We start from the raw sequence: 16870 nt of genomic DNA on the forward strand, positions 1-16870 counted from the left end.
GGGGACCATTGAAGACCGCGAGGTCAGGAGGGATCCGCCATGCCGGCACAGGGGCAGACGCAGGAACCGCGGACCGACCTGGACGCCCGTTACAGCTCCCCGGGCGCCGCTGCCATGTCCTGGGCCGAGGCGGTCGCCCGCCTGGAGAAGGCCGAGATCTTCTGGCTGTCGACGGTCCGCCCGGACGGCCGTCCCCATGTCACACCGCTGATGTCGGTGTGGATGGACGGGGCGCTCCACTTCGCCACCGGTCCGCAGGAGCGCAAGGGGCTCAACCTCGGCTCGAACCCCCATGTCGTCCTCACGACCGGCGCCAACGCCTACGGCGAGGGCTGCGACCTGGTGGTCGAGGGCGAGGCGGTCCGCGTCAGCGACGAGAAGCGGCTGGGTGAGCTGGCGGCGGCCTGGGAGGCGAAGTACGGCCCGGGCTGGCACTTCGACGTGCGGGACGGGGCCTTCAGCACCGCTTCGACGACGGCGGCCCCACCGCCGACCGAGGAGTCCGCGGAAGCGGGCCGCGCGCTGGTCTTCGAGGTGCGGCCCCGTACCGCCTTCGGGTTCGGCAGGGACGAGCGCTTCAGCCAGACGCGCTGGCGCTTCACCCGCTGAGGGAGGGTTTCTCCGCACCCGGTACGCATGAGGAGGCGCCGCGCCGGGTCTGCGCGAGGTAGATGCCGATGTACCGGACGAGGGCCGGCACGTCCTGGGGGTCGTCGGCCCGGAAGGTGACGCGGCGAAGCAGGCCGACGCTGTTGAGCGCGACGCCCTCGCGGGCGAGGACGAAGACGAGGGCGAGGAAGGCGGACCGGGCGTGGTCAGGACGTGTTGCTGCCGGCCGCGGAGCAGCTCGAAGCCGAACGAGGCGCCCGCGCGCGGCGTCGGCCCGCCCCGGTTCCAGGGCGGCGAGCAGGGCCTCGGCGCGGGCGGGGTCCAGGGCGCCGTCGAAGGCCCGGATGTCCTCGGCGGCGCCGTCGCGCCCGGGGGCGACTCCCCAGCGGCCGAGGAACCAGGTGAGCACCTGCCGGCAATGCCCGTACCAGCCGCTGCCGCAGCCGGTGCGGTCGACGACCTGCAGGGTCAGGTTCCGGGCGGCGCGCTCCCACAGAATCTGCTGGTCCTCGACAGCGGCCAGGTCCAGCGGGTACGCCTCGAACCATCCGGCGAGACTCTCCGGCCACGGGGCGTACGACGTGGCGTCAGCCCAGAGCTGAGCCTCGCCCCGGCTCCAGGCACCCCGCCGGGCCGGGCCGAGCGAATGTACTGCTTGCGCCGCCGACGCGCAGTCGAAGGGGTGACGGGCGGGGTCCACCTCGTCCCAGCGCAGATAGTGAGGGCACCACTCCAAGATCACCACGTACGCCTGCCACGTCCCCTGGGGCCCGCCTCAAGCGGATTACCGCAAGTAACCACTACGTCGTGGCATCGGGTTCGGGCCTCCCCCGCGCGGGCACGCGGATCCCTGAAGCGCTCGGGTCCCTGAGCGCTCGGAAAAGCGCTCTGAGCGCTGGAGAAAGTCCACGAAACGGAGTCTCGATGAGCATCGTGGTCACCACACCGACCGGCCACGTGGGATCACGCGTGGTACGGCTGCTGCTCCAGGCCGGCGTCCGTCCCCGCGTTCTGGTCCGTGACCCGGCCCGCCTGGACGAGGCGACCCGCGAGCGGGTCGATGTGCGCCGGGGCGATCTGACGGACGCCGGATTCGTCCGTGACGCCATGGCGGGGGCGCGGTCCGTCTTCTGGGTCGATCCCACTCCGCACTCGGCGGCGGATCCGGTCGAGACCTCACTGCGCACCGCTACGCCCCTGGTGGAGGCCGCCCGGGCAGGTGAGGTGGGGCGGGTGGTACTGCTGAGCAGCATCGGGGCGGAGAAGCGGCACGGGGTCGGCCACATCGACGCACTGGCGGGCATCGAGGAACGGCTGGATGCCACCGGGGTGGATGTGCTGCATCTACGGTGTGCGTACTTCTTCACCAACCTGCTCCTGGACCTCGAAGGACTCTCCAAAGGCGTCCTGACCACCGCGTTCGATCCCGGCTTCCCGATGCCGTGGGTCGATCCGCGCGACATCGGCGACGTGGTCGCGGCCCGGCTGCTGAGCGAGGCGTGGCGCGGCCGGGTGGTGCAGGCCGTCCACGGGCCGGAGGACCTCAGCTTCAGCCAGGTCGCACAGATCCTCGGCGAGGCGATCGGCCGCCCGGTCCGGCTCGACCCCGTCGGCGACGACGCGGTGCGGGACGCGCTGCGCGCGGCCGGGATGCCTCCGTCGGCCGTGGAGGGCATCGTCGGGATGACCACCGGATCGCGCGACCTGGTGCCCGAGCAGCCGCGCGACGTGCTCACCACCACGCCCACCTCGCTCGGCGGGTGGGCGCATGCGCAGCTGCGGCCCCTGCTGGAGAGGTGACGAGAGGCGAAGAGCCCCAGGCCGTGGACGGCCTCCGGTGCCGTGCCTCCTGCTCGCTCTGGCTAGGGTGGGCGCCAGCACATCGTGAACCGGAACAAGGAGCAGACGTGAGCGAGCCGGCGTCCATCGCCCTGCAGCAGGAGATAGCCCGGGAACTCGAGGTCGCCGAGACCTTCGAGGCCGAGCGGGAGATCGAGCGCCGGGTGGCCTTCCTCACCGAGCGGCTGACCTCCACCGGTCTGCGGTCCCTCGTGCTCGGCATCAGCGGCGGCGTCGACTCCACCACCGCCGGCCGGCTGTGCCAGCTCGCCGTCGAGCGGGCCCGGGCCGCCGGGCACGAGGCGCGGTTCTACGCGATGCGGCTGCCCTACGGGGTCCAGGCCGACGAGCACGACGCCCAGCTCGCGCTCTCCTTCATCCGGGCCGACCACGTGCTGACCGTGGACATCAAGCCCGCGAGCGACGCCGCGCGCGACGCCGCGCTGGCCGCCGGCGTGGCCTTCCGCGACGACCACCACCAGGACTTCGTGCACGGCAACATCAAGGCCCGGCAGCGCATGATCGCGCAGTACGCGGTGGCCGGCGCGCACGACGGCCTGGTCGTCGGCACCGACCACGCCGCGGAGGCGGTCTCCGGCTTCTTCACCAAGTTCGGCGACGGCGCCGCCGACCTGGTCCCGCTGACCGGCCTGACCAAACGCCGGGTGCGCGCCGTCGCGGACGCGCTGGGCGCACCCGCCGAGCTGGTGTGGAAGACCCCGACGGCCGACCTGGAGACCCTCGACCCGGGCAAGGCCGACGAGGACGCGCTCGGTGTCACCTACGACGACATCGACGACTTCCTGGAGGGCAAGCCGGTGGACGAGCGGGCCTTCGAAACGATCGTCCGCCGCTACCGCCTCACCGACCACAAGCGTCAGCTCCCCCTCGCCCCCCAGTAGCGATTCGTCGGCTTCGCCGCTGACCGGTTCCGTGCGGCGTCACAGGACCGGACAGCGGCGTCCGTGCGGGTGCCGGCCGGCAGCGACCGTCGGTGGCATCCTGGCCGGCAGGGCCGTCGGACGCCTCACCCTCATGGTCGCCGACCAGGGCGGGCGAGCGGCGGGCCGCACGCTCTCGACCACCAGCTGGGCGGACCGCCACCCTGACACGAGATCGAGCCCCACGCGCCCGCGCCACGCTCCGGCGAATGACAACGGGCTGCCACAGCGCAGTGGCCGTGGTCACGTGCGGCGGAAAGTCTCCACGGGCAGGCCCGGGCGCCAGAGGCGTTCACGTTCACGCTGTCCCGGCGCATCCTGCCGTGCACACGAGCACCACCCCTCCTCCGCCGGCACGATCCCCCCCTCTGCCCTGCGGCGGAAGGGGCGGGTGCCGCAGAAGGATGGCCCGTCGGTGCACGTCGTGTTCGAAAACCCGCATGCGCCGGCTCGCGCGGGTCTGGGATCATTCCCGGATGGTCCACCGTCTCGAACCCCTGGTCATCCGGCATGCCCACCGTCTCCCCGCGCCCTCCGGCCCTGCCGGGCAGGGTGGTGTCGTGGCGCGGCAGTTCGACGCCGCGCTGTTGTCCGTGGGCTTCAAGCTCTCGGCCGGCCTGCTGGAGCGGCTGTCGGGGCTGGCCGAGGAGACGGTCCGCCAGGTCGCCGCGCGGACGCTGGACACCGTCCGCGAGACGGTCGGCGACCACGTCCAGCACAACGTGTACTTCGTCGGCTTCCCGGCCAACGTGCCGGACACGTTCGACTTCTGGATGCGGTGCATCGCCGAGGCGCTGGCCGACGACGCGTCACACGACCGTACGCTCGCCCAGCTCAGCACCGGCGTGGTCGATCTGCTCACCCTCCCCTCGTACGGCACCTACCAGCACGCGTACGCCGAGATGCTGGCCGCTCACGACGAGCTGATCGCTGCCGCGGGAGACCGTATGACGGTCCTGCACCTGGGCGGCACCTTGGAGGACGAGGTCACCACCCTGTACCTGGCCCTTGCAGGCAGTACCACCCCGCTGGGCGAGGAGGGACTGCGCGACCTCCGGCTGCTCGCCGGGCACTGCGTCGACGGCCCCCAGCCCGAGGCGATCCCGGTCCGGGAGAACCGCGCCGTCGTCAACCTCGCCCGCCTCGACGCCGGCGCGGACCTCCTGGTGGACACCGTCACCGATGTGCTCCGCCTGGCCTGCGCCCTGTCGGACGGCGACGTGACCCTCACCGAACCGACCCGGTTCCGGTCGCTGTCGCGGCCGGTGCGCCGCGCACTGCTGGCCGCCCTCGACGCGGTCGTCGAGCAGGCGCCCGCCAAGCTTGCCGACGTCACCGCGCACCGAGAGATGTTCAAGCGCCTCGGCGAGCGCCTCCACCCGCACGAGTACCCGCGCCGGCCGCACGCCGCCGACGTGTTCGCCGTGGCCCGGGGCGAGAAGCAGGCCAGGTCCTTCGACAGCCGCGTCGAGGAACTGCTCGGCGCGGACGACGTCACCGGCGCGGCGCGACTTCTGACGGCTGCCCCGGGCAAGTTGTTCCGCTCCCTGGACCGCCTGCTGCGCACGTGCCGCACCCAGGAGGAACGGGACGTTGTCGTGACCGCTGCCGAGCAGGTCGCCCCGCAGGTGTCCGGCCGGGTCCTGCTGTCCGTCCGCGAGCACTTCCACAACCGCCCGGAGCGGGAAGCCGGCGATCGGCGCGTGTTCGTCAACCGTCTCGGCCGGGCCTGGGTCACCGCCGACACCCGCCCGTCCGTGCTGCCGCCCGAGCGCGAGCGCCTGATCGCCGCCCTGGACGCCGAGACGCGCCGCCGCCTCCCTCTGTCCGGGCACCTGCTGATCGATCCCGACGTCCTCGATGTCGCGCTCCCGCTCAGCGGCAAGGCGACGGCCGCCGGTCCGGGCGTGCTGCCCCGTGGCTCCCTGTCCCCCGTCGACGGTGAACTGCTGCGGTTCTTCGTCTACTGGAAGCAGACCGGTCAGAGCACCGACTACGACCTGTCGGCGCTGATGCTGGACGACTCGTACGCCACCATCACCTGGCTGTCCTACACCAACCTCACCGCACTCGAAGGCGAGCACTCCGGCGACATCACCAACGCCCCCGACGGCGCCTCGGAGTTCATCAACCTGCGGCTGGGGGCGGTGCGCGGCACGTTTGTCGTGCCACAGGTCAACATCTTCTCGGGTGAAGGCTTCGAGGAGGTCGAGGAATCGTTCTTCGGCTTCATGCTGCGCGAGGGCGAGCAGCAGGGCCGCCCCTTCGAGGCACGCACCGTGCGCATGAAGTCGGAGCTGCGCGGCCCGGGCCGGGTCGCGCTGCCGCTGGCGTTCCTTCGTGACAGCGACGGCAGCTGGCGAGCCAAGTGGCTGCACCTGTACCTCAGGGGCACCCCGAGCTCCAACCGGGTCGAGGGAAACCGCGTGTCGGTCGCCACGCTGCTGCGTGGCGTCGTGGAGCGCGACTACCTCACGGTCCGGTACCTCACCGACCTGATGGCCGGCCAGGCCACGGCCACCACCCTCTGGGACGGCAAGACCGTCCCGGACGAGCCCGTCACGTACATCGGCCTGGAACGCCCGGACGGGCTGCACCCGGGCTCCCGGGTGATCACCCCGGAAAACCTGCGCGACCTGATCCCCGCCTGACTGCTAACCTGAGCCTCGGCGAGGCCATGAACGGGCTTCCTTCTCAAACTCCACTGAATTAGTCCGTTCGCTTTCCTCGCCTTCGATGTCGGGCCGGGGTGCCGTCAGGTACCCCGGCTTCGTCGTCCCCCGGCCGTAACGGGATACGGGTTACGGGTTCTCTGTTGCGGGTTACGGGTTCTCCTGCAAGGTCAGGCCGTAGTAGTCGACGTGATAGTCCCCCACCCGCTGCGCGTGGTCGCTCAGGCTGAGGTCCTTCGGGGAGGAGACACCCAGGTCGCGCAGGGTGTCGACCATCATCCGGGCCAGCCGGCGGCCGTCCGCCTCGCCGATGCCGAAGTCCCCGGAGTGGTAGGGCGCTTCGAGCCAGTGATCCAGGGCTGCCGGGCGGGTGGTGTGCGGTATCCAGCCGAAGGAGCTGGGATCGGCGGTGCCCTCACCGGTCCGTACCGGTTCGTAGACGATCTCCAGCCGTTCACCGCAGACGAGGTGGAACAGGATGGGCCCGTAGGTGCCGGGGACCAGGGCGTGGAAGCCCAGGTCGAGTTCGATGCCGAGGGCGTGGGTCTCGGCCGGGAGGGTGTGGAGGAAGTCACCGAGGGTGCCGGCGAAGACGTCCCAGTCGTCGGTGCGCCAGCGACCCGGGTAGCCCAGGCCCGCATTGGCGGAGACCCGGCGGGAGCCGAAGAACCCGCCCAGGGCGTAGTGCTCGCCGTGCCCCTGCCTCCAGAACCAGTTCTCCACCGGGTCGGTCGGCTGGAGCAGCAGTTCAGGACCGTGCTCCCCGGCGTGCAGCTCCAGCGTGTTCTCCCGCTCACGCCAGCGGAGGAACGGACTGCCCCACAGCGGGGCGGAGTCGTAGAACGGCCCGGGGTCGCCGTACGCACCCATGACGGGGGCGGGGCCGAACTCCTGCGTCAGCACATCCGCAACCGCCCGGAAGGCCGCGGCCTTCCCCACGGCACCGTCGTCGGGCAGCGCGACGGGTACGTACAGCCCCACATACTCCTGGCCGCCGTGCACGTAGTCCTTCTCGAAGCGGCCCACCGGGCGCAGCCGGGGCGTCCATCGCGAGGACGCTTCCGGCTCCGGGCCCGTGACCAGCCGCGGTCCGGCGGGATCGTCCTGCCACTGCCAGCCGAGGCTCTCCACCACTGCCCGCAGCTCCGCCCCGCTCCAGCCGCCGGTCTCCGCCTTCCTCAGCCGCCGCGCCAGCTCCACCACGCGCGCCTCGTCCCAGGCCCCCGTCATCGCGCACCCCTCGTTCCGTTCGTTCCGTGCTCGTGCGAAGACCTTGCCATACGGCACTGACAAGCGCTCACCCGCGAGTCGGGCCGGGACGGGAGCAGTGCCGTGCCGTGCCGTGCCGTGCCGTCGAGCAAGCCCTCTCAGTCGGCGGGAGGCAAATTCGTTCACGAATTTTTGTTATCGGGTCCCGGTCCCGTCATCTCCTGAGGTGTTGGACCAGTACGCAGTGACCCCACACCGGAAGTGATCCACGTGAATCGTGAACTCCAGACTCCGTCGTTCGACCCGGCATCCGACGGTGAGCGGCGCCCGCGCCGGCACCGTGGCCGGCGGCCCCGGCGGGCGATGGTCATAGGCGGGACGGTGGGTCTGATAGCCGTCGTGGGCGGCGGATACGGCGTGGCCCAGTCACTGTCGGGCGGCGGGGAGACCCGCGCCGGCGCTCCGACGGCTTCCGAGCCGGCCGCGAACCAGTCCACCGAGCCGCTGAAGGACCGTTCCTCCGTGGGAGAGGCCGCTCCGTCGGCTCCCGGCACGCACAGCGCTTCCCCCGGCGCGAGCGCCTCGAAGGCCCCGGAGAAGGACCGGAACCAGGAGAAGAAGGACCGGGCCGAGGCCGGGACCGAGGCCGGGACCGAGGCCGGGGCCGGGGCCGGGGCCGGGGACAAGCCGGCTGACCGGGCATCCGGCGCCAAGGCCGAAGATCCGCCGTCGACGAACCGTGGCAACGGCAGCGGAAGCGGCAGCAGCAACGGCTCCGGCAGCAATCGCAAGCCCTCGGCCGGCGGTGGCGGCGCCCAGGCCGGCGGTGCGAACAGCAAGTACGTGCAGCAGGTCGTCGACATGGTCAACGCGGAGCGCGCGAAGGCCGGCTGCTCCCCGCTGACCATCAACGCGAAGCTGCAGGCGGCGGCGCAGGGCCACTCCGACGACATGGCCGCCCGGGACTACTACGACCACACCACCCCGGAGGGCAGGAGCCCCGGCGACCGGATGACCGCCGCCGGGTACCACTGGAGCACGTACGGCGAGAACATCTTCAAGAGCCCCAAGGACGCCCGCACGGCGATGGACGGCTGGATGAAGAGCTCCGGCCACCGTGCCAACATCCTCAACTGCTCCTTCAAGGAGATCGGCGTGGGCATCAACTTCAAGTCGAACGGCCCCTGGTGGACGCAGAACTTCGGCGCGTCCTCCTGACCTGACCCCGCCCCGCCCCGCGCTGTCCGTGCAGGCCGACGGCAACCAGCCGTCGGCCGGTACGGGGGCAGGCGCACCTCTGGACTCCGGTCCGCTCCTTGAGGCGGCTGCCGCGCGGCAGGGCGACGGCCAGGATGTCGCCGGGGGCTGCTGCTCGGCGCGTACCTGGCCGCCCTGGCGAAGATGAAGGGCGAAGGCGGACGCGAAGAGATCGATCGGGGACGCGGCCGTGCCGGGACGTCCTTCCCTGGGAGCCGGCCACGACGGCCTACTCGGCCAGGGCTCGGCGCAGGACCGCGGCGAGTTCGGCGATCTGCACGCTGCGACACCTCGGCGGTCAGGATCGCCTGTGACCTGTGGAACGTTCCGGGCCACTGGTGCAGCTCGACCGACACGCCCGCCTGCAGCAGGCGCAGCGCGTCCGTCGCCCGGACGCTCCCTCTGCCGGCCCCGTCGCTCAGGACGCGCCCGGGACACGGCCGAAGAGCCTGCCCGCCAGGTCGACGCCGATGACCGTGCCGTTGCCGTCCCGGGTGAAGAAGCCGCGCTGCCCCTTCAGGCCGCCCTCGGTGATGATGTACTCGTCGCCGTCACCGGGCAGGAAGCCCATGGCGGCCGCCGGGTAGTCCGAGGGCATCTCGGTGTCCGACGCCTTTCGTATCTCCGGCTTGATGCCCACGGCGAGCGTGAGCCGGGGCCCGCCGGCGGACCCGTCGGCAGACCCGTCAGCAGACCCGCCAGCGGAGCTGTCGGCGGACTCTTCGACGGCGATGTCGAGGTTCATGGCGTCGATCTCGTAGCGTCCGGTCACCGCCTGCGCCCGCGTCTCGTCGTACGGGACCGGCTCCGGGTCGTCCTCGGTCAGGCCCAGGTAGTGTGCGAGCGCCCAGCGGGTGACGGACTGGTTGAGGGGGTAGCCGTCCGGGCCGGCGTTGGCGAGGGAGACGACGGCGAAGTTCCGTTCGGGCACGATGAGCAGCTCGGCGAACTGGCCGTGTCCCGACCCGCCGTGCCCGATCGTCCGGACGCCGTCGACGTCGCGCAGGAACCAGCAGATGCCGAAGGCGTCGCCGAGGGTGCTGCCGCGCAGCGCGACCGTCTGCTCCTGCATGCGGTGCAGCGCTTCGGTGGGCAGAACGCCGTCTCCGGTGCCGAGGTGGAAGCGGGCCCAGCGCAGCAGGTCGCTCGCGGAGGAGGCGATGCCGCCGCCGGGGTTGTTGCCGCGTGCGCCGACCGGGTTCGCCCGCCACGGCCGCGCGGGGCGGAGTTCCCCGTTCCCGTCGGGGTTGTGGCCGACGGCGAAGCGCCGGATCATGATCTCGTCGATGTCGAAGAAGGTGTTCGACAGGCCCGCGGGCTCCAGGACCAGGGCGGCCACGGCCTTCTCGTAGGCGAGACCGGTGGCCTTTTCGATGACGCGCCCGGCCAGGTTGTAGGCGGCCTGGCTGTACGAGGCCCGGGCGCCGGGCGGTGCGATCGTGCCCAGCTCGGACATCTTCGCCACGAACGCGGCGAGGCTGCCGTCGTCCTCGCCGCTGTCGATCAGGTTCCAGTCCAGCCCCGAGGTGTGGTTGAGCAGGTTCATCACGGTGATCTGCGCCGCGGCCCGTTCGTCGGCGAGTTCGAGCTCGGGCACGTACCGGCGCACCGGCGCGTCGAGGTCCACCTTCCCCTCCGCCGCCAGGCGCATCAGGGCGGTCGCCGTGAAGGTCTTGGTCACTGACGCCACGTGGAACAGCGTGTCCTCGTCGACCGGCTGCGGGTTCCCGACGTTCGTGACGCCGTGGGAGGCGTAGATCTCCTGACCGTCGATCAGCACCCCGACGGCCACGCCTGGGACGCCGAACTCCTCGGCCTTCGTCCCCACGAAATCCGACAGCGTTCGCTGAGATTCCCGCGTTTCCTGGGTTTCCTGCTTCATCGTCTCCCCCTCCGGGCTTCACTTGAACTAAGTGCAAGTGAAGCGTAGGGCCACGCTTGAACAAAGTGCAAGCCCTGGATGAACTTAGTTCAAGTAGGCTGACGGCCATGCCCCGAGACACGCTGACCGCAGACCAGATCGTCCGTTCCGCCATCGAGCTCCTGGACCAGGAGGGCCTGGACGGCCTCAACATGCGGAGCCTGGGCAAACGGCTCGGGTCGGCCCCCACGGCGATCTACTGGCACATCAAAACCAAGGACGAGCTGGTCCGGCTCGCCGGCGACTCGATCTGGACCGAGGTCGAACTCCCCGACCTCGCCACCACCGACTGGCGTACGGCCGCCACCGCCATGGCCACCGGCACGCACGCGATGCTCGCCCGGCACCCGTGGCTCGGGCAGGCGTTCGGCAGTCATCTCCTCTACGGTCCGGGCAAGGCCCGCCACGACGACCACCTCCTCGCCCTCTACGAGCAGGCGGGATTCGCTCCCGCCGATGCGGACCGGGCGGCCGCGGCCGTCTTCACCTTCGTCCTCGGCAACGCCCTCGGTCCCGCCGCGGAGGTCTCGCTGACCCGGCGCCTGAGCAAGAACGGCGGCGACCCGCAGCAGCAGATGGCCGGCGCCTTGGCGCACGCCGCCGAAGCGGCCGAGCCGTTCCCGCGGCTGCGCGAACGGCTCGGCACCCCCGCCCCCACGGCAAACCAGGCGGCGCCCGAGAGCAGCTTCGCCTTCGGCCTGCAGGCCATCCTCGACGGCTTCGAAGCCCGTCTCGCCGCCGGTCAGGAGGGCCGAACTCCTACGCGGTGAGGAAGGCCGGCGATTCCTCCCGGGTGCCCAGGTGGACGGGCAGGCCGCAGACCAAGGCGTACGCCGCACGGAACTGCTGCGGGGATGCGGGGCGGGCGAGCCAGTTGACGATCGCGGCGAGCGCCCTTCCCCGCGTGTGCGCGGCGGGCCGCGGGCGGTCCGGGGGCCGGGCCAGTACGCCCGTCACGGGCGTGCGCCGAACGCCCCCGGTCAGCGGCGACGGGTGGACGAGGACGGGCCGCGCGCCGTCCGGGTCCCCGCCCGGGGCGGCCTCCAGGAGCACGTACGGGTCGGGGCACGGCCGCCAACCGGACGTCGCCAGCGGGGAAGAACGTACGACGAAGTACGAGAGCCAGTTCCGCGGCACGAGCACGGCCCGGCCGTCGGCGTGGACGAGTGCCCCGCACAGCAGCCGGTACTGATGGTCTTCCGGCGGGCCGAACCCGGCGACGATCCGTCTCAGCAGGGACAGGGTCTCTTCCGCGCTGCGGGAGCGGGCCACCAGTTCACCGCCGCGGAAGATCAGCCACACGTTGCGCGGGCGCTCCACCCGCAAGGTGACGGGCACGTAGCCGGTGCCACAGACCGGGGCGGGCTCCTCGGCCGCCAGGCCGGCCACCAGGCGTACGGGTTCCGGACCGCGCGCGGCGACCCCCACCGTCCTCCCCCGGGCGCGCACCGTCACCAGTGCGTCGACCGGGCCGGCGCCTACCGTGGCCGAGCAGGACGTCGGCACCTCGCGGACCGTACGCCCGGGGTCTCCCCCGCCGAGCCCGACCAGAGCGGCGGACACGGCGCCGAACCCGCGCAGGATCCTGGGGTTGTCGCCGGGAGCCAGCAGAACGGCCGAAGGCGTGCCCAGCCTCGCCACGTCCGCCCAGGCCCCGTCCAGCTCCTCCATCCGGCCCGGGGCCGGCCGGGCGCCCCACGCCGCGGGGCTGCCGTCGCCCACGAGGAGGACCGAGGCGTCCAGGCGCGCGAGGGCTTCGCGGTTGGCTGCGAGATCGGCTCGCAGGTGCAGGCAGTAGCCGCAACCGGGAGACGACACGATGACCAGCACGGGGCGGTCAACGGGACGGTCGACGGCCGGGTGGGCACGGCACAACCCCGCCTCGGCGGCGAGGAGGTCCTCCCCGGGGAGAGGCGGATCCTGTGGGGCGGTGTCCTGCAGGAGACCGGCCGCGCGCCACGCCTCCAGGCACCGCGCGTACGCCGCTGCGTGCTCGGCCGGTACCGCCGCGCCGCGGGCCGCCCAGTGCATCGCGGCAGGGGGAACGTAGGCGGCGACGGGCGCGCGGCAATGCAGCAGCACTCCGTCGCCGCCGGTCGCGAGCAGGACGGTGCCCGGCGTCAGGCGCAGGCCGGTTTCGGCACTCGCCCGCACCGCCGGGAAGCCTGCCCCGTCCTCATCCGTGGCAGTGCGCCTTCACCTCGCCGGGGGCCTTGAAGCAGAACCCCGAGCAGCAGACATCGATGCCGGGCAGGCACTCGGCCCCCTCCGGCAGGCAGATCGCCACCGGAGCCGAGCAAGCGGCCGGGGCGATCCAGAGGTCGGTGAACACATCGCCGGCGCCGATCGCGGTGGCCGGGCCGGGCTGCCTCTCGCACGTGTCCGTGCCGGTGCCCGTACTCCGTGATGCCGGTGCACGGGCCGTGAGCGTCTCCATGGCCCCATTGAGCCTGCCGCGCCCCGCACCGTCAGCGGCGCAAAGAGCGCACACCCACCGCGTACGGGGGCACACGGCCATTGCGGTGCCTGGGGCCGGCCGGCTCGTGGCGGTACGACGAGGGTTGCAGGCACCGTGAGCGCTACCGTGCCGGGTTGAGACGGACATCGAACACCGGCGGGATGTCCCGGGAAGGGCCGGTCCATAGGGTCTGTTGTTGTGGCGTCGCGCAGCGGGCCCGGGCACCACGGGCCCCGGGCCTCCGGATCCGCGCGGACGGCATGCCCGAGGTGATGCGCCGGACGGCGCGTCACCCCCTCTCGAAGTCGGCAAGGGAGATTGTCTTGTCCGGACACAGAAAGCTGTTCACCGCAGTGGCCGCCGCCGCTCTGCTCGGCGCGCCCCTCGTCGTGAGCTCCCCGTCATCCGCCGCATCACCGTCCCACTCAGCAGCGAACGTGGCCGCCGCCTCCTGCATCGGCGGCGCATGGAAGTACGACAAGCCGGCCGGATGGAGTTACGCCCCCACAGGCAGCGGCTACTACGTGACGACCAACCGTTGCGCGGACATCCAGGTGAAGCCGGACAACGACACGCAGATACAGCTGTGCTACCTGAAGAACCACGACCCCGGCCAGGAAGTCTGCAAGGGCTGGGTGACGGTGAAGACGGGCCGGTGGACCGTTCTGGGAACGGGCTTCAATGACGGCGCCTACTTCTACTTCAAGTTCACCAACACCAACGCCCAGAAGACGGGCCTGGTAGCGGCCTGACAGCTGCACAGCGCCGGCCTTCCCGACCCGTCGCGGTCGTGAAGGCCGACGTCGTGTTCACCATGTGGCGGCCGTCAGTCCCAGGAGTTGAACAGCGTCGCGCCGAGGGTCTGCGGCCGCCAGTGCTTGATCTGGCGCCACTCCGCCTTGGACAGAGCGGAAGTGTCCGACTCCTCCAGCGACGACAGGAGCTGTTCCGCACTCAGGACGACGAAGCCGGCGTCGCTGAGGGCGGTGGCCCAAGCGGGAGGTTCCCGGAATTCGTCGGTGTACCAGTAGCGGCGGTCGCCGACGAAGGCGATGAGCGGGTGGTGAGCGTGGAACAGCGCGGTGTGCGCGCCGTTCCGGCCGCTGAGCGTGGCGCTGTGGAAGCTCTGCGGGTACTGCTGTTCCGTGAAGTCCTCGACCTGGCCGCCCGCGGCCCGCGCCGCGGCGTACCAGGCGGCACGGCATGCACTGGGGTCGGTGCTCGGCGCGGGCGGGTCATTCCGGTCGAGGAAGCCGGTTGCGCCCCTCTCCAGACGGAAAGCGGCCTGCGGCCGGTCCACCTTCACCCTCCGAACAGGTCGTTCAAGCAGGTCGTTGAGTCTTTGACGCACAGGCCTGCCTACCGCAGCACCGCGTCCATGGCCCGGTGCCGGCGTTGCGCGTTGTCCCGTGCCGGCCTCAGGGGTGGTAGAGCACCCGGGCACGGACCGGGTCGGCCGGGCCGTCGGCGGGGATGGGCAGGAAGTACCGCACCTGCCACTCCTGGGTGCCGGCGGCCTGGCGGCTGGTCGTCGTCACCCACGGCGGGTAGACGCGGAAGCCCCGCTTCCCACCCGCGCCGCCGCGCGAGAGGATGCCCCGCTCGCCCAGCACGTCGCGCGGAAAGACGAAGTGCCCGTGGTGGTTCCCCTCGCGGCTGCTGATGACGAAGAGGTCGACGGCGTCCTCGACGCCGAACGGCCGGATCGGGCCACCGCCGTCGGGCCTCTTCCACACCGTGACGAACTGGCCCGCCTTCGTCGGGGTGGTCTTCCCCACCCGGAACCTGACGGCCAGCCCGTCCAGGGTGAACGCGTGCGCCCCGTACTCGGCGCTCTCCGCCTCGGGCACCGGCTGCGAGCAGACGAAGCCGCCCGGTTCGTACACCGCAGCCCGGGCCGCGCGAAGCTCGTCGTGCATGCCGCCATCATGCCACTGCGTCACCACGGCCCGGCGTGCGCCCCCAGCAGGCGGATCCGGCGGCGCCATCACCCTCGTCCGCTGCGTCAGGACGGCCCGGGCAAGGGCCCCGTGACCGGGTAGGAGCCGGCGGATCCGATGGCGACATCCGCATCACCCACAAGGAGGGATCCGCCGGATCCACCATCTGATGATCCGGCCGGCCGCTTGCATGGATGCGACACCTCGCCGAAGGCCGCGCCCACCAGGAGAGCCGCTTGGACCGCCGCACTTTTCACAGCCGACTGATGTCCCTGGGCAGCCTCGCTGCGGCCGGGACGCTGCTCGGGACGCCGGGCACCGCGACCGCGGGACCGCGCCGCGGGGAAGCCCTCTCCTCGCCGGCGGGTCCGTCCCGGCGGACGGTGGTGGAGTACGAGCTGCCGCCCGCGGACGAGACACATGAGATCGTCAAGCTGCCGGACGAGCCGATGGCCCTCGTGTCCCAGATGTCCAACAGCCGGTTGGTGAAGCTCGCGCTGGACCCCCGTACCGAGCAGGTGACGGCCGTCAAGGCGTTCCCGCTCGGCTCCTCCGGCGCGATGCTGCACGGGCTGGCGGTCTCCTCGTACCATCCCGGTCGGATCTGGGCCACGCACGAGGGCGCCGACCGGCTGCTCCTGGTCGATCCGCGGGCGGACTCCCTCGAAGCCGCCCCCCGCATCGAACGGGAGATCCCCGTTCCGGGCGGCGGCCGGGGGCCGCACTACGTCAACGAGTACGGCGACGTCCTGTGGGTGACCCTGAAGGGGAGTGACCAGGTCCTCGCCCTGGACCATACGCGTCCCGGACGCCACCGCCTCTTCGACGCGAGGCCCCACCCCATCTTCGCCGCACGCCATCCGCTCAGCGGGGACTTCTACGTCAGTCAGGACGGCGCGAGTTCCCTGCTGCGCATCGACCCGCGCACCGGGCACACCACCCAGATCCCCGTCCCGGCGGAGCAGGGCAGTACCCCGGTCGGGCTGATCGGGGGTCCCGGGGGCATCTGGCTGGTGCTCCTGGGCACTGCACAGGCGGGAACCGGCACGTTCGGACGGATCGACGCCGACGGGCGGATCTCCTGGCACCGGCTGGCCGGCCCGCTGGGCCGGTCGGCCTCGCTCTTGCACCTGGCCTCCGACCCGCCGGGTACGGCGCGAGAGCCCGGGCTGTGGCTGCTGGCGTCGACGATCATCTCCGAGCAGGCCCGCGATCTCATCGTCCACGTACGGTTCGATCCCTCCTGGACCCGCATCACCGGGGAGGAGTACGCGGCGCTGCCGACGCAGTTGTGCAAGGCGCACCGTCTGCTGCCGCTGGAGCGCAGCGTGCTCGCCACCGAGCTGACCAGCGCCAGGGTGGCCCAGCTGATCAGCGCCGAGGGGTAACGGGGGACGGCCGCGGTCCGGCAGATCGCCGCGATCGAGCGGGCGGCAGGCATGGAGTTGCCGGAGCGGTGGCGTGACGGAGCGCGCCGGAACGCGGCCGGCTGCGTCATGATGCGCCGCGCGACGAGCGTGCTCGGCGAGATCGACGCGACAGCGCGCGAACTGCCGGGTCTGCTGGGCCTGCCGGGCAGGCCGGGACGGTCCGGCACCGGGCCGGCTGCCCAGTGCCGGGACCGACGCCCGCTCCTGGCCCGGCTCTCCCGCCCGCCGGCCGAACCCGTGACCCGCGTGGCATGCGCTATTGGCCGTGCCAGCTGCTGTACATGACGAAGAGCATCAGGAGAAGCCCGGCGAGGAGTACGCCTCGGCCGGGCCAGGGTTCGGAGTCCTGGGCCCGGATGCCGTCGCCGTCCGGGACGCCGCCGTCGTGGGCTTCGCGGCGGTGCCGGTCGCGTTCCTGCTCGGCTTGGCGCCGGTTGGCGACCTCGTCCCAGGTGATGCCGCACACGGCGCACCGGTACTGATAGCTGGACACAGTGTTTCCCTTCCGCACGTGCCGGCCCCGCGCCGGGGCCGCGAACCTTAGGGGCTCCCGAACCTTAGTGCGGGCCGAGGGTGGCGGGGTGCTCACTCGGG

At 71.9% G+C, this 16870-nt stretch carries 16 protein-coding genes; 8 read left to right on the forward strand and 8 right to left on the reverse strand.

Translation table 11 applies throughout. From position 1 onward, the window contains the following. Window positions 1–39 precede the first annotated feature (39 nt). A complete protein-coding gene (locus tag ACOTKD_RS03250; RefSeq protein WP_424887284.1) occupies window positions 40–609 on the forward strand; it encodes a pyridoxamine 5'-phosphate oxidase family protein in 570 nt (189 codons plus the stop codon). Here ACOTKD_RS03250 and ACOTKD_RS03255 read toward each other — a convergent pair. Next, on the reverse strand, window positions 599–1351 hold the full coding sequence (locus ACOTKD_RS03255) for a hypothetical protein (RefSeq protein WP_424887285.1): 753 nt from the start codon (window positions 1349–1351) through the stop codon (window positions 599–601). The two genes, ACOTKD_RS03250 and ACOTKD_RS03255, sit on opposite strands and share 11 nt — an antisense overlap. 182 nt (window positions 1352–1533) lie before the next feature. Between ACOTKD_RS03255 and ACOTKD_RS03260 the strand changes: the two genes are divergently transcribed. The 3 genes from ACOTKD_RS03260 (at window position 1534) to ACOTKD_RS03270 (ending at window position 6040) form a co-directional block, all read left to right on the forward strand. After that, window positions 1534–2409 (forward strand): NAD(P)H-binding protein, encoded by an 876-nt coding sequence (locus tag ACOTKD_RS03260; protein WP_424887286.1) that lies wholly within the window; start codon window positions 1534–1536, stop codon window positions 2407–2409. Window positions 2410–2516: 107 nt separating this feature from the next. Further along, window positions 2517–3350, forward strand: coding sequence for an ammonia-dependent NAD(+) synthetase (gene nadE, locus ACOTKD_RS03265; protein WP_424887287.1), 834 nt, complete (start codon window positions 2517–2519; stop codon window positions 3348–3350). Window positions 3351–3865: 515 nt separating this feature from the next. Further along, window positions 3866–6040 (forward strand): hypothetical protein, encoded by a 2175-nt coding sequence (locus ACOTKD_RS03270; protein ID WP_424887288.1) that lies wholly within the window; start codon window positions 3866–3868, stop codon window positions 6038–6040. A 171-nt stretch (window positions 6041–6211) separates the two neighbouring features. On the opposite strand, the gene ACOTKD_RS03275 is transcribed toward ACOTKD_RS03270, so the two are convergent. Further along, window positions 6212–7291 (reverse strand): hypothetical protein, encoded by a 1080-nt coding sequence (locus ACOTKD_RS03275; protein WP_424887289.1) that lies wholly within the window; start codon window positions 7289–7291, stop codon window positions 6212–6214. A gap of 249 nt (window positions 7292–7540) precedes the next feature. Between ACOTKD_RS03275 and ACOTKD_RS03280 the strand changes: the two genes are divergently transcribed. After that, entirely contained in the window at window positions 7541–8488 is a 948-nt protein-coding gene (locus tag ACOTKD_RS03280; protein ID WP_424887290.1) for a CAP domain-containing protein, read from the forward strand. A gap of 457 nt (window positions 8489–8945) precedes the next feature. Here the strand turns inward: ACOTKD_RS03280 and ACOTKD_RS03285 are convergent, their stop codons facing one another. Next, window positions 8946–10355 (reverse strand): serine hydrolase domain-containing protein, encoded by a 1410-nt coding sequence (locus tag ACOTKD_RS03285; protein ID WP_424887291.1) that lies wholly within the window; start codon window positions 10353–10355, stop codon window positions 8946–8948. 161 nt (window positions 10356–10516) lie between these two features. Here ACOTKD_RS03285 and ACOTKD_RS03290 point away from each other — a divergent pair, with 161 nt between their 5' ends. Next, entirely contained in the window at window positions 10517–11218 is a 702-nt protein-coding gene (locus tag ACOTKD_RS03290; RefSeq protein WP_424887292.1) for a TetR/AcrR family transcriptional regulator, read from the forward strand. Here the strand turns inward: ACOTKD_RS03290 and ACOTKD_RS03295 are convergent. Further along, entirely contained in the window at window positions 11208–12602 is a 1395-nt protein-coding gene (locus ACOTKD_RS03295; RefSeq protein WP_424887293.1) for a hypothetical protein, read from the reverse strand. The genes ACOTKD_RS03290 and ACOTKD_RS03295 overlap by 11 nt on opposite strands. Before the next feature lie 22 nt (window positions 12603–12624). After that, window positions 12625–12885 (reverse strand): hypothetical protein, encoded by a 261-nt coding sequence (locus tag ACOTKD_RS03300; RefSeq protein ID WP_424887294.1) that lies wholly within the window; start codon window positions 12883–12885, stop codon window positions 12625–12627. 344 nt (window positions 12886–13229) lie between these two features. Between ACOTKD_RS03300 and ACOTKD_RS03305 the strand changes: the two genes are divergently transcribed. After that, the gene (locus ACOTKD_RS03305; RefSeq protein ID WP_424887295.1) at window positions 13230–13658 is read left to right on the forward strand and encodes a hypothetical protein; all 429 of its coding nucleotides are present in this window, start codon (window positions 13230–13232) and stop codon (window positions 13656–13658) included. Window positions 13659–13732: 74 nt separating this feature from the next. Here the strand turns inward: ACOTKD_RS03305 and ACOTKD_RS03310 are convergent, their stop codons facing one another. Further along, on the reverse strand, window positions 13733–14206 hold the full coding sequence (locus ACOTKD_RS03310) for a hypothetical protein (RefSeq protein WP_424887296.1): 474 nt from the start codon (window positions 14204–14206) through the stop codon (window positions 13733–13735). 118 nt (window positions 14207–14324) lie between these two features. Continuing rightward, window positions 14325–14825 (reverse strand): MepB family protein, encoded by a 501-nt coding sequence (locus ACOTKD_RS03315; RefSeq protein WP_424887297.1) that lies wholly within the window; start codon window positions 14823–14825, stop codon window positions 14325–14327. A 287-nt stretch (window positions 14826–15112) separates the two neighbouring features. On the opposite strand from ACOTKD_RS03315, the gene ACOTKD_RS03320 reads away from it, so the two are divergent. Continuing rightward, window positions 15113–16234, forward strand: coding sequence for a hypothetical protein (locus tag ACOTKD_RS03320; RefSeq protein WP_424887298.1), 1122 nt, complete (start codon window positions 15113–15115; stop codon window positions 16232–16234). A 298-nt stretch (window positions 16235–16532) separates the two neighbouring features. Here the strand turns inward: ACOTKD_RS03320 and ACOTKD_RS03325 are convergent, their stop codons facing one another. Then, window positions 16533–16769, reverse strand: a complete 237-nt coding sequence (locus ACOTKD_RS03325) for a hypothetical protein (RefSeq protein WP_424887299.1) — start codon at window positions 16767–16769, stop codon at window positions 16533–16535. Window positions 16770–16870: the final 101 nt, after the last annotated feature.

This window comes from Streptomyces sp. XH2 (assembly GCF_049725035.1).
GTDB classification, from domain to species: domain Bacteria; phylum Actinomycetota; class Actinomycetes; order Streptomycetales; family Streptomycetaceae; genus Streptomyces; species Streptomyces roseoverticillatus.